The sequence below is a fragment of the Leptolyngbya sp. Heron Island J genome (genome assembly GCF_000482245.1).
Classification (GTDB): Bacteria; Cyanobacteriota; Cyanobacteriia; order Phormidesmidales; family Phormidesmidaceae; genus Leptothoe.
Window position 1 is genome coordinate 1 of the sequence record NZ_AWNH01000095.1, and the last position, 13,287, is coordinate 13,287.

9 protein-coding genes and 2 pseudogenes are annotated in these 13,287 nt (G+C 48.1%); 5 read left to right on the forward strand and 6 right to left on the reverse strand.

Going from position 1 to position 13,287, the window contains the following annotated elements; all coding sequences use genetic code 11:
- Positions 1-218: pseudogene (locus N836_RS64430) on the reverse strand (IS701 family transposase); the annotation flags it as partial.
- A 69-nt stretch (positions 219-287) separates the two neighbouring features.
- Here N836_RS64430 and N836_RS77965 point away from each other — a divergent pair.
- Positions 288-575 (forward strand): annotated as a pseudogene (locus tag N836_RS77965) (transposase); the annotation flags it as partial.
- A gap of 471 nt (positions 576-1,046) precedes the next feature.
- Positions 1,047-1,241 carry a hypothetical protein gene (locus N836_RS76105; protein ID WP_152532250.1) on the forward strand — a complete coding sequence of 65 codons (195 nt, stop codon included), beginning with the start codon at positions 1,047-1,049 and terminating at the stop codon, positions 1,239-1,241.
- Positions 1,242-1,322: 81 nt separating this feature from the next.
- On the opposite strand, the gene N836_RS64440 is transcribed toward N836_RS76105, so the two are convergent.
- Together N836_RS64440 and N836_RS73775 are read right to left on the reverse strand one after the other, a co-directional pair.
- Entirely contained in the window at positions 1,323-1,616 is a 294-nt protein-coding gene (locus N836_RS64440; protein ID WP_161635025.1) for a hypothetical protein, read from the reverse strand.
- A gap of 422 nt (positions 1,617-2,038) precedes the next feature.
- Positions 2,039-2,899, reverse strand: coding sequence for an alpha/beta fold hydrolase (locus N836_RS73775; RefSeq protein ID WP_023075414.1), 861 nt, complete (start codon positions 2,897-2,899; stop codon positions 2,039-2,041).
- Between the two features lie 445 nt (positions 2,900-3,344).
- Between N836_RS73775 and N836_RS64445 the strand changes: the two genes are divergently transcribed.
- Entirely contained in the window at positions 3,345-3,863 is a 519-nt protein-coding gene (locus N836_RS64445; protein ID WP_023075415.1) for a fasciclin domain-containing protein, read from the forward strand.
- 254 nt (positions 3,864-4,117) lie between these two features.
- Here N836_RS64445 and N836_RS64450 read toward each other — a convergent pair whose 3' ends face one another.
- From N836_RS64450 to N836_RS64460, 3 genes are all read right to left on the reverse strand, one after another.
- Positions 4,118-5,515, reverse strand: a complete 1,398-nt coding sequence (locus N836_RS64450; RefSeq protein ID WP_031293849.1) for a glycoside hydrolase family 6 protein — start codon at positions 5,513-5,515, stop codon at positions 4,118-4,120.
- Between the two features lie 471 nt (positions 5,516-5,986).
- Positions 5,987-6,934 carry a hypothetical protein gene (locus N836_RS64455; protein ID WP_023075418.1) on the reverse strand — a complete coding sequence of 316 codons (948 nt, stop codon included), beginning with the start codon at positions 6,932-6,934 and terminating at the stop codon, positions 5,987-5,989.
- 318 nt (positions 6,935-7,252) lie between these two features.
- The gene (locus N836_RS64460) at positions 7,253-8,059 is read right to left on the reverse strand and encodes a class I SAM-dependent methyltransferase (RefSeq protein WP_023075419.1); all 807 of its coding nucleotides are present in this window, start codon (positions 8,057-8,059) and stop codon (positions 7,253-7,255) included.
- A 326-nt stretch (positions 8,060-8,385) separates the two neighbouring features.
- On the opposite strand from N836_RS64460, the gene cobN reads away from it, so the two are divergent.
- Positions 8,386-12,303: a cobaltochelatase subunit CobN gene (gene cobN / locus N836_RS64465; protein WP_023075420.1), complete on the forward strand. Its 3,918-nt coding sequence runs from the start codon at positions 8,386-8,388 to the stop codon at positions 12,301-12,303.
- On the forward strand, positions 12,300-12,926 hold the full coding sequence (locus tag N836_RS64470) for a cob(I)yrinic acid a,c-diamide adenosyltransferase (RefSeq protein ID WP_023075421.1): 627 nt from the start codon (positions 12,300-12,302) through the stop codon (positions 12,924-12,926). The genes cobN and N836_RS64470 overlap by 4 nt, the downstream gene beginning before the upstream one ends.
- The last annotated feature ends 361 nt before the right edge of the window (positions 12,927-13,287 follow it).

Consider the following 13,287-nt stretch of genomic DNA (forward strand, 5'->3'; position numbering starts at 1 on the left):
GGAGATTCACATAGAAATTGTTGTAACGACTGTGAATTTGGCAAGCCAACAACTTTAGCAATAGCCGGTAAGGATTTGCGCTTAACCTCTGAAATCAGACCCACATGTAAATGTTTGAAGGCCTCAAAACTTCTGACTTCAGCGAACAGGTCTCGATAGGACTCGCAGTAGTCATCGATAAATTTGACGGTAGGTTGAGCAGCTCGGGGTGTCACCATGAGTACGGTTTGACCAACTTGGGCCGATAGCTACTCCTATTTTATACTGCTAGAGTCATTAAAGAGCGCTATGCTGGATTAATTCCCCAACAGCATCAATCTGGGCAAACCAATCGCCTAGGCAAGATTACGAAACGGGGACCGCGATTACTACGAACGGCATTAGTGGAAGTCGCCTGGATCATGTTACGGTACAACGACTGGGCTGCCGCCACCTATGCGCGAATTAGTGGTGGTCAGAAGACGCGCAAGAAAACAGCCATTGTAGCCGTTGCCCGGAAGTTGTTGGTGCGATGTTGGGCGATGTTATTACATAATCAACCGTGGAACCCAGAGTTGGCTAAACCAACAACATAGAGAACAATATTTAAAAGAGAGAATAAATGAGAGCAAAGTGAGACTCCAGCATGAGCTTGAAGCTTCACGTAATCTGAAACACGATTGCCCTAACGAATAAGCCATGCACCTTTGTAAAAACTCTTGAGACAATGCAGTAGAACACATAGTCGAATCGCATTGACACCTCGGATAGTCGGTTAAATCCACTTTGGCGTCCACTCATTCTCGATCAAACAGACATTCATAATAACAAAGAGAGAATCATCTTAGTCAAAAATAAGATGAGAGATTTGTATTGGCAAAAATTGAAAGACCCCCTGAGAAAAAGGCTGAAAACCACTTGACACGTTCACGGCTTCATAGTCGGTGTAGTTGTGCGGCTGTGCAGCATTTTTGCATCTTAACCGATACTTTTTGCTCAATCCGCTCAAACGCAGTGTTCGGAGGCAAAGCTTCCGGCGGGAGCGGCCACGATCTCAACTTATACCCATGCCACTCACCAACCGCTCAAAACCATTTATCCCAGGAAATCCACCGATATCCATTGGGACCTCGGCCACTGACCAACCGTTGACAAGATGTATGCTGACGCTATTGACGGCAACTTTGTGGGACCTGTCACGAGTTGGGATACCTGAACTACGCTCAGCTGACCAACGGGCGATTGCTCCACCGCCGATCTGACCCTTGGCAAACTCTCTTTTCTCGATTGCAGCCGAACACCTAGGCACGCCGCCGCGCTCTTCTGTCCACCTGCAATGCTCTTCAGTGACTTTCATTGAGCATAGTCTCCAAAGGATTGCCTGGCGGCACTATTTCATTAATGGACTTAATAAACCCCTCTAGATCGTCGAGCCAGAGGCTCACGTATATTGTGGAGTGATTATTCGCATTTTCGATGACAATGTAAGGAATGTCATACAACACGACGATATAGGCATCAGTTATATCGCAGTATCGAACTGACAAGAATCTTCCATAATAGTTGGAGCCAAAAATTGCTTCTCCTGTCAGTTTGACCTGATATACCAAAGAAAGCAGGTAGATGCTGAGCATCATCACCAAATAGCATGCGAATGGAATTAATAAGGCTAGACCGAGGTCAATGTACGCCGGAAATCGACCTACTCTCAATTGGCCAATAATCGCTCCAACGAAGATGATCGCGCCTGAGGCGACAAAATGGTTTCGAAAACACAACGAGTAAGCGCCAACAGAGTATTTGTAAGTTCTGGCCACGATGCCTCACGACCAATTAGAGGGCAAGTTTTCATCTATTTGTACCATAGGGGTGATGAGGTGGAAATATTTCTGCCTAAGATCCCAATAGAGGTAATTAGGCGGAAGTTGCGCAAGCAAAGCTGATATCTGTTGGGACTGTTGAGGTTTGGCCAGCTGTTGACAAGATTTATGCTGAGGCTAGCGACGGCAACTGTGTGGCATCTGTCGCGAGTTGGAGTAACACAAATATTGATGGGGGTTCAGTCACCCACAAGCACTTTTGCGATCGCTTCAATCTGATTCACCACCACTGAGATATGTCCTTCATTTGGATACATCACCAGCTTAGCCGTCGGGAGAGTCGCAACAGTTCGCTTTACCAGATCAAGCGGAACATTTCTATCGTCTTCACCATAGAACAATGTCAGCGGCATCCGAATTTCATCTAAACTAAAGTCCCATTTTCTAAAGTAAAGCTGAAGATCCCAGGCAGTTCCTTGTGTTCCTGAACGAAGTCCCTCGTTCAAAGCTTCACAGCTTTTCTCTATTCGACCTGGCGATTTTAGTACCGCGTAATCTGCTGCCGGAAGTCTTTTTTTGAAGGTTTTTAATAGTTTGTCTGGAGGTGCATTCAGTGATCGCTGTGTCAATTTCATTGAAGCTTGATAGAGCCAGGGACAATACTTGATTAAAAGCAAACTCCAACGATTATGTTTCAGCAAATCTGCAGCTTTAAATTCCCATGCTCCTGAGACGATCACGGCTGAATGTAACCGATGAGAAATCTTTGCCGCACAGGCAGCAGTATAGCCTCCGCCCGACGAAACACCCAAAGCTGAAAATTTGTCTAACTCCAAGGCATCGGCAAGAAATATGACATCCTTTACCCAATCAGAAAATCCGCGATTCGGTTGGAAGTCTGAGCGCCCTATTCCCGGACGATCTGGCGCAATCAGTCGTAAGCCTAATCGGATAAATACTTCATCGCCTAGCAACAATGGCTCTAGACGACAAGTTCCGCCACCATGAAAGTAGAAAACGGGATGCCCGTTAGGGTCGCCGTACTCTGCATAGGCTAATCGTCGATTGCCAGGTAGAGTCAGAAAATTTGTGGTCTTCATAGCGACTTTTTTAATGGAGCGTTAAGTCTAGCATCTTAATTTAAATCTGCTAGAAACCGCATCGTTTTGCCCACCTCGAATTGAGTAGAGGCTTTTAGAACAGGTGGGCACCAGTCTGGATGGTAGCAAAGGCGGCCACTTGTTCCCATGTGATGATGTGCGAATTGCAAGAACCTATGCAATTTAGCCAACAGCTGCCCCCTTATCATAGTTACATTGAATAACTGTTGCATGTAGTTGAATCGCAACCAATATTGGCTACAGCCAGTGAACTAAAAGCGCTGTAATGGTTTTAAGCTTACATTCAAAAAAGATTAATCTTGAACTCAGATTTTTATGGATTACTAAGAGTGTATCTAAGGCTTTGTCTTAGGCAGTTTGAGCCATTTAGTGATTTACGGTGGCTGAGTTCATAACATTTTATCTGTGGGAGATTCACTAGACTATGGCACTTCTTTCTAAACTCACTTTACGATGTCTCAAGGCTGCTGGTATCGGGGTTGTCAGTTCATTTATTGCATTACCCATAATCGCTCAAAGTGCTGATGCTCAAAGCATTGCTGAGATTGCTAGCTCAAACGATTCCTTTGATGTTCTAACTTCTCTTCTGGAAGAGGCCGGTTGGGTTGGAGCATTTGATGGATCTAATGGGAAAGAATTTACTGTCTTTGCCCCGACAGATGAGGCTTTTAGCCGTTTACCTGAGGGAACACTTGAAAGTCTTTATGAACCTGAAAACAGGGAGACGTTATATGATGTTCTTGCTTACCATGTTATTGGTGGTAGCGTCACCTCCGATCAGCTTTCTTCAGGAGCTTTGGATAGTAAAGCGGGTGGGCTACCTTTACAAGTGGAGGTGGGCCAACAGATCATGATTAATGATGCCACTGTTAGTACAGCGGATATCACCGCTACTAATGGTGTTATCCATGTAATTGATATGGTATTGATTCCACAGCGATAGGTTTAATTCTAATCTCGCTTAATCTTGTTAGGGCTGTGTCTTGTGCCAGCCCTAAAGCTTACACTGACTAAGTAGTAGATAGCCTAAAGTAGACTCCCTAACACCGCTGGTTTCGACTCCGCTCAACCAGCGGTGTTAGAGAAATGAGAGGGCTGAGGCTGCGACGGTGAGACTTCGGCATGAGGCTTCGACGAGGAAGCCAAACACCTGATCTTTTATCTTGTAAACGATTAGGCTAACCCACTTATCAGAAGTCATGGCAGTGGGGGATAGGCATTGTCGACCAGCATTTCAAACTGTTCTGTGAACCACCATCCGGCATGGGGGGCTCCAGCCATGGCATTGGTGGAGTATTGCGGTTTATCTCTATTGGTCGCGTTCGGATCGCACATGCCGTCAAATCCTTTGGCTGGATCATTCGGATCGATAATGCCAGCTGCGCTAACACCATCAGATTCTCCTGGCGGTTTCACCCATACAAATGCGTCAAAATGCTCATAGGGTTCGATGACCGGGCGTTCACCGATACCCATGCCGATCTGGTTGCACCAGCCACCGCGATGAGGTCGTTTGTCAATGCGAGACTCATCTACAAAGGTATTCACATCTTTAGAGGCGCTGGCAACGGTCGGACGCTGCGGACCACCCCATCCGTTACGACTGGTATCCACTAACATTCCAATCGTCGTCGGCAGACCTGCAGCTACAAAAGCATCGTACATCGCACTCATATAGCTAACTTCATCAGCGTAGGGATTCCAATCGTAGAAATCAGCGGAGCGAAACGGCTGGCTACCCGTAAATTCTGGAAGAAATGGCTCAACTACTGGAGTGCTGCCGGAGGTATTTGAAACAAAACCATCCACTGTATTCACGCCAGCGTGTGTGCCCTTAATTGTATCTGTGATCAGTGTCACTGTCGGACTAAACGCGCTATCCCAACCTAACCATCCGGAATGACCGAGATCAACATAGGTATAGACATTGGGGATTTGATACAGTTTATTTAAGGCGTACTGTACACCTTCGACATATTCACCGCTTGATTTTGCCCGAGCACAGGCAGGTGTTGACAGGTTGGTGACTAGGTTAGGCAATGAATCTGGTTCGATGGTGGCGACAATCCGGATATCTGCATACTGCGGATCGCTAACAATCTCTGCAATCGAATCGATGTAGTCGGTTTTATAGCGCTCAATGCTGCCATGGGGAATTTCGCCATTTGAGGCTAGCGCATGACAATCCCGGTTCGGCAGATTGTAGACCACCATCAAGAAGGTGATCGGTTTACCGGGGAGTTTTTGTACTAATGCAGCATCCAAATGTTCGCGTAAGCTCATGGCAATTTTGGTGCCATCGGCGGCGGTTCCTGTAATCGCGCCAATGCGATCCATCCAGACTGCGGTCGGGTAGGTAGCGACCTGGGCCATTTTCTCGCCTAAGCTGCCGGCGGTTTGGGTGGCCTGTTGGTTTACTTTTTCTCCATAGTCGGGGTTCAGATAGGCAGTTGCCCCGACAAATGGGTTGTCTACATGGGGAGGGGCATCCGTGGCTACAGGGGCATCCGTGGCTACAGCCGTTGTCAGGATGCTGAATGCCAGCATGCCGACGGTCAGTAATCCTATAAAAGATTTTAGTTTCGTAGACTTCATAAAGTCCTCTATATTTTTTTAATAAATATGACTTCAGGGTGAGGGTTGGTTGCCTGTATTAATTCAGCGTGAAATGGAATTTTTATGCCTCAAGCTACAGTATGACCGGGAGAGGGGAATTCATGGGGATGCTTACTATCCTGAAAAGAGCGCTCAGGGAGATGCTTATAATAAATACTTCCTTGGATAGGTAGCTCCAGGAGATCTCGGTAGAAAATGGCTTAGAGCTATCAGATGAATCGAATATGCCAGAGGTGCTGATATGCGATCGCTCGATATCTTAGGAACTGATGAGACTTTGCCAGTCGTTAGCAAGATTCAACTTAATGCAATGGGCAACAACTTTATACTCCCCCGCAATGCATTGAACATGGGGGGCACTGCACACTCTCTCTGGAAGCGTTTATTGATGGTCAGTGAATTGTCCTAATTTAGGCTACCAGCCCCCCTGGCAGTTAGGCTGGCCTAGCGTCAAGTAAGTTCAGAGCTGTTTATGGTCTGATTATAACGGGCGAGCGCCACTGCAATGCTCAAGGCAATAATGCCAGCAATTAACACAGTGGTGGGGGATGCTCCTAAGTTTTCAAAATACTGGGTGTAGAAATGGATCATCCCAAAAACAGATAGGGCATTGACCGCCCAGCGACGGTTTTGACGTGCTGCCCAAATGGTCGTTCCGATCAGAGTAATGGCCCAAACCCAAGCAAAAAACCAATCGGGGATAATGATGTCACTGCTATCAAAGCTCCAGCTATCGTTTTGGAGCCAGAGAGAATCGCCCCACAGGGACCCAACCCAAAAGCCAAAGTTGACCAAAAATAGAGAAGTACGAGAGACTGCGATCGCCAGGTGGGAGTAGTCTACTGATAGCTTATGAGCGATAAAATAAGCGCCCCAACCCAAGACACTAAACAAGATCACCGTAATCAACGGTTGGCGAATCACGAGAAAATAGCTGGCATAGCCATACATCACCATTGCTCCTACCGTTGCCGAAAGCGCCAAGGTAGCAATGATCATGAGCAGGGTTCGTTTCGTCAAAATTCCCCCTATCGCACAAAAAACCATCACCAGTAAAAAGCCGACAACACTGCCCTCAGTGATAGCTAAAATGCCGCTACTCCCCATCAATGTACCGACAAATAACAAAATTACACCTAACACTCCCCATTGTTGAGCATATCTAGTTTGAACGTAAATACCACAGACCGATAACATCAAACCGAGCGCAATCGCAGTCCAGAAAGATGGCAACAAAGCCACAGCGCCCAAAATTGCCGCAATCACCCCAAAGCTAATCAAAATATTGAAAGCTAGAGAGCCTGTATCCTCCATAGCAAAGGATTTGATCTGGTTATATTCATTCTGATTAATTCGACCTGCTTCCAACAGCTTATCGATATCAATTGTGACTTTCATAACATATTTTTCCCACGTGTTTGCTTTTAGATGGTTGCAGGTCTAGAACCTAGTGTTTACGAAGACGAGATAAACAATTGATGAATCCTCCCAGTAAGTGTCCCTCCCAAGACTGTTAAAGAATAAAAAGAATAAAATGTCCACGACTCTGAAAACAAACATTAAAAACGGCAAAAGCTAATACCCTGGAGCAAAGCAGCTTGTAAACAGGAGGAAGACTAATTGTGAAGGTGTGCAGCGATAGAAGATAATCTTGGCAACCTAGCCGTAATACTTGACCCGCCGCTCCACTGTTTGTTAGCTGGACAGTTCATCACACTATTTTTTCATCGCAACTGCCTTAAAGAAAGTGTAACAAAAGACCCCATCTGTTTCTGTTGTTCTGTATAGACCCTGAATTCCGTTATCAAAAGTTTCCTCGTCAATTAAGCCAGCTTCAATGGAGGATTCACGTACACCTTCAATCATCGCCGTGAACGTGTTTTTAATAAAGCCCTCAACAAGCTGAGGTTTACTGGAATCAACATAAACCATGCGCGGAGATACTTGGATAGTACCGAAACCGACTGCGTGTAAGAGGGGATAAAGTTCTCTACCTATATTGGCATTGCCACCTGCTCTTTTTTGCAGCTCGACTTGGCATTGAATCGTTTTGTGTGCTGCTTCACTATCAGGATAGAAATAAGTCGATCCGTGATCTCCTTCAATAATGGTGATTGTGCCACCAACTTTAAGGAAATTGTTAAGACACTTGAGTGCTGCAATAGGCTGAGCTAAATGCTCAAGCACAAAACAAACAAAGATGTGATCAAACGATTGTGGTGCAAATGCCAGATTAAAGATATCACCCGACTGGAAGTCCACATTTGTGCATCCTGCTGCTTCAATTCTTTTCTTCGCTTCTGCGATAGAACTCTCAGAGATATCAACTGAGGTGATCTGTGCAAGAGGACTATTATGGGCCAAAGCTACGGTTTGTGACCCTACTCCGCATCCAGCTTCAAGGATTTGACTCTCAGGTGGATAAGATGTGTCGGAGTGCAACAGTTCGACCAGAGTTGAAGCTTGGTCTTGCAACCGTATATTTTCTCTTGGGTCATACCCATGTACGTATTGCTTATTCATTAATCTCGTCTTTGATTTTGCTCAATCCAGCTGTTTATCCTGATCGCAAGTGCCTATGTAATGCCTCATCAGCAAATATAAGCCTCTTGCACAGAGCTAGCTAACTATGATGTATCTAGAAAGTTTCTGCATAATCCCCTTTAGACTGAGTTTATCTAGAAACTTTCTAAATAATCACTCTATAAGCATATCGCCTAGAAATTTGCTGGTGGGTAATAGTCTGAGCCTCGGAGTTATCCAGAAAACTTTAACTCATCTTCAGAAGTGCAAATGAACTAATCCCCTAAAAGTGTTAGAATCCTTACCCCAGATACACCTATACCTGAATGCATCGCATTGCCGCAACACCAGGAGGATGGAGCCCAGACACAGACGGAGTCATCATTCTGGAGCAGACCCCCGCACCTATTGTTATCCTCACCGCTGCCGATACAGAAATCCAAACCCTGGCTGCTAGCCTGCCGCGATTGCCTAAAGATTTTCCAGAGTTTCGAGTGGCAAGCTTACTCCAGCTGCAGCAGGAACTGAGCATTGATACTTATGTAGATGATGTATTGAGTAAAGCCCAGGTAATTATGGTGCGACTGTTGGGAGGACGCAGCTACTGGAGCTATGGTCTAGAGCGCCTGCGGGAAGTGGCGGAGTTTCAGGGCATTCATCTGGTGGTGCTACCTGGGGATGATCGCCCCGATCCGGCTCTCAGCAGCCTAGGAACCGTTCCCCTGACCGTGGCGGATCGACTCTGGCACTACTTTGTAGAAGGGGGGGCGGAAAACCTGACTTACGGGCTACAGTATCTGGCTCGAACTTGTTTAGGGTATTCCTATGAGCCGCCTGCTCCCCAACCCATACCCCAGTGGGGAGAGTATGTAGGGAGTCATGCGGCGGCGAGACCAGGGAAAGATAACACTGCTGGTGAACAACAACCGACGGTGGCAATTTTCTTCTATCGGGCTCACTATCTGTCTGGTAATACTCGGGTGATTGATGCCCTTTGTGAAGCGCTGCACTCTCGTGGTTTTACGCCGCTGCCGCTATTTTTCTCTTCCCTACGTAATCCAGATATACAGGCGCAGCTGCTGGCGGAACTAACTGAGCAGTATAGCATTGACCTGATTCTCAATACTACTGGATTCTCTCTAGCTAAGTTAAACTCTGAATCTCCCCAGGTGGACTTTTGGCAACGGTTAGATGTGCCGGTGATTCAGGTGATGCTCAGCGGTGGTAGTGAAGACCAGTGGCAACAACAGTGGCGCGGACTCTCACCCCGAGATATTGCTATGAATGTGGCTCTACCGGAGGTGGATGGTCGGATTATTAGTCGGGCAGTTTCGTTTAAGGCGGTGCAAACCGATCACCCGCAGCTGGAAACGACGGTGATGGCCTATGAGCCTAAGATGGACCGTGTCCAGTTTGTGGCTGACCTGGCAGCTAATTGGGTAACACTACGGCGCACGCCTCCTCAGCAGCGTAAGGTGGCTTTAATTTTGGCTAACTATCCTAACAAGGATGGTCGTTTGGCCAATGGGGTGGGGCTGGATACCCCGGCTAGCTGTTTGGAGATTTTACGGGCTCTAAAGTCAGCAGGATATACCTTTGGCTCTATTCCCTCAGAAGAGATTCTGTCTACTACCAGTACAGATCTGATCAACTGGCTCACCCAGGGCATCACCAATGATCCAGAGGGGCACGGCATGCGGCCTGTCCGTCAAACTTTATCGGCTAAGGATTATCAGGAGTATTTCCAAACGCTGCCTGCAACTGTGCAACAGGGTGTCATTGAGCGATGGGGAGCAGTGACCCCGGCTCAGGATATTCCCATTGCTGGAATTCAACTGGGCAACATTTTTGTGGGGATTCAACCGTCTCGGGGTTATGACGATGATCCGTCTTTGAACTACCATGCGCCGGATTTAGAACCCACACATCGGTATCTGGCGTTTTATGGCTGGCTGCGTCACCAGTGGGGAGCCCAGGCGATTGTCCATGTGGGGAAACATGGCAATTTGGAATGGTTGCCGGGCAAGAGTTTAGCCCTATCTGAAAATTGTTATCCGGAGGTGGCCCTGGGGCCAATGCCCCATTTGTATCCGTTTATTGTTAACGATCCGGGGGAAGGTACCCAGGCTAAACGTCGGGCACAGGCGGTGATTTTAGATCATCTGACTCCTCCTTTGACTCGGGCTGAACTTTACGGTTCACTTCATCGACTGGAAGCGTTGATTGATGAGTATTATGATGCGGAGTCTCTCGATCCGAAGAGACTGCCGGTGATTCGCGCTCGCATCTGCACTCTAGTTGTCCAAGAAAATCTTCAACAAGATCTCAGCCTGTTGCCAGGACTGGCTCCCATCCTGCCTCAGCTGCAGCTGAGGCAGGAAAAACCGCCCATGGCCCGACGCAACGATCAGTCGATGGATGCAACTATCTTTAGCGAATTTATTACCCAAACGGATGGCTACCTGTGCGATCTCAAAGAAGCTCAAATCCGTGATGGGTTGCATATTCTCGGGCTGTGCCCCGATGGCAGACTGCTGCGGGATTTAATGGTGGCCATTGCTCGCCAACCTGGTCCCGATCGTCAGGGGGTGACCCGTGCGATCGCAGATGATTGGGGCTGGGATTTACATTTTGACCCGCTCACAGCGGATTTAGGGACCGTGATCAAAGACCTGGAAATACCCGAGACTCTGTTACAGCCTGAACAGTTAGCCAAACGTACTCTTCATACCATTGGCGATGCCGTCGAGGTGCTAGAACATCAGGCGGCTGGCTGGGTGGAACAGTTGTTGACCAAAGCAGATAGGATAGAACCTGGTTTTGTGGCTGGCCCAAAAACAACGGCAGAACTTACCTGGATACGCCAGTGGCTATGGCCCAGACTGCTCCAAACCTCTGAGGAAATCACCCATCTGTTACATGGCTTAGACGGGGGCTATGTGCCCAGCGGTGCTTCTGGTGCGCCCACGCGAGGACGGGCGGATGTGTTACCCACCGGACGGAATTTCTATAGTGTTGATATTCGAGGACTGCCTACGGAGAGCGCCTGGGATGTGGGTCGGCGGGCGGCGGAAAACTTGGTGGAGCGCTACACCCAGGAACAGGGAGACTATCCTAAAACCCTCGGACTCTCGATGTGGGGCACGGCCACGATGCGCACAGGCGGTGATGATATGGCTGAGGCCCTGGCACTCTTAGGGGTGCAGCCCGTGTGGGACGGGGTGGGTCGCCGGGTAGTGGATTTTGAAATCCTGCCGCTGTCGGCGCTACAGCGGCCCCGTGTAGATGTGACTCTACGTATTTCGGGATTCTTTCGCGATGCTTTTCCCAATCTGATCGATCTGTTTAACTCAGCAGTGACAGCGGTGGCAGCCCTGGATGAACCGCCTGAGATGAATCCCCTGGCGACCCAGGTGAAACAAGAAGTGACCCATTGGCAATCCCTGGGCTTTAGTTCCAAGGATGCCGAGCTGCGCGCCCAGTATCGGGTGTTTGGTTCGAAGCCAGGGGCCTATGGGGCCGGACTTCAGGGATTAATTGAGGCCCAAAACTGGACTAGCGATCGCGACCTGGCCCAGGCCTATATCAACTGGAGCTGCTACGCCTATGGCCGCACCGGCACGGGAGAGTTCTCAGAACGAGAACACTCAGGCAAACTGCGCTCTACTTCGGTGCCTGATGTATTTCAACAACGGTTGGGGCAGTTGCAAATTGTTTTGCACAACCAAGATAATCGAGAACACGACCTGTTGGACTCTGACGACTACTATCAGTTTCAGGGAGGGTTAGTAGCGGCGGTGCGGGCCACCCAAGGCAAAAATCCCACTGCCTATTTTGGCGATCATTCCCGTCCCCAACAGCCCCGTATTCGGTCCTTACCCGAAGAGATCAGCCGAGTTTATCGGTCCCGTGTTGTGAATCCAAAATGGATTGCTGGGGTAATGCGCCACGGCTATAAAGGCGCTTTTGAGCTAGCAGCGACGGTGGATTATCTTTTTGCCTATGATGCAACAACCCACGCGGTGGCGGATTTTATGTATGCTGGCGTTGCTGAAGCCTATATTTTAGATGACAATGTTCAACGCTTTATCCAGACCCATAATCCCTGGGCCTTGCGGGATATGTCAGAGCGTTTGTTAGAAGCTCACCAGCGAGGGCTATGGCGACAGGTTTCGTCTGAAATGCTCGAACAGCTGAGGGCTATTTTGTTAGATGCTGAAGCTCACATTGAGGAAACACTATGACTAACCGACAAGATATCTTCGACGAACAAGCTCGATTGCAAAAGATCAAAGCGGCCAAAGATCAGGCTCGCGCCAACCGTCAGGGCAATGAAAAAGGACTGTATCTTCTGTTTACTGGCCTGGGTAAGGGAAAAACCAGTAGTGCCATGAACCTGGTCTATCGCCATCTGGCCCATGATATGAGGGTGGCTGTGGTGCAGTTTATTAAAAACGACAGCGCCTTTCCCGATGGCGATCGCATCATGTTAGAAAAACTCAAAGCCCAGGGGTTTCCGATCAGTATTGATACCCTTGGTGGCGGCTTTACCTGGGAAACCCAGGACCCCGATCGCGATCAACGCATGGCGGAGCAAGCCTGGCAGGCAGCCATGACACTGATTACAGATCCGGATATCTCTCTTGTAGTGCTCGATGAATTACACATTGCACTCAAAAAAGCCCGTCTAGATTTGGCTCCTGTGCTGGCTGGCATTCAGTCTCGTCCTGCCCATTGCCATGTGGCCAGTACCGGACGCTATGCTCCCCAAGCATTGATTGATGTTGCCGATCTGGTGACAGAAATGACCCGGATTAAGCACCCTATCAGTGCCGGTATTCCGGCCCAAATGGGTATTGAGTATTAGATTTCATCCATTGGCTAGCCTAGCCTACGGATCGAGAAGCCTGAGACCACAGTATGAAAGAAGGATGAAGCTACGTCGGGAAAATAAGCAGCCCATGATGTAGAGAGTGTTGACGTACATATAACCCACACTTTTGAGCCATCCTATATAATTAAATAGTCCTAGGAAAACGCTTGGCCAAGAGAGTGCTTTAAATGTAGCATTCATCATTGGCTAAGCTCTCCTTGGTCAGCAATATTCCTTATTTCCCTATCGTGTATACACAAGCCGGAGAGTAGCTCTAATTTTCGAGCCCTCATCCTAAATCCTTCTCCCCGAGGGAGAAGGACTTTGAGACTAGCTCCCTTTCTCCCCGCGGGAG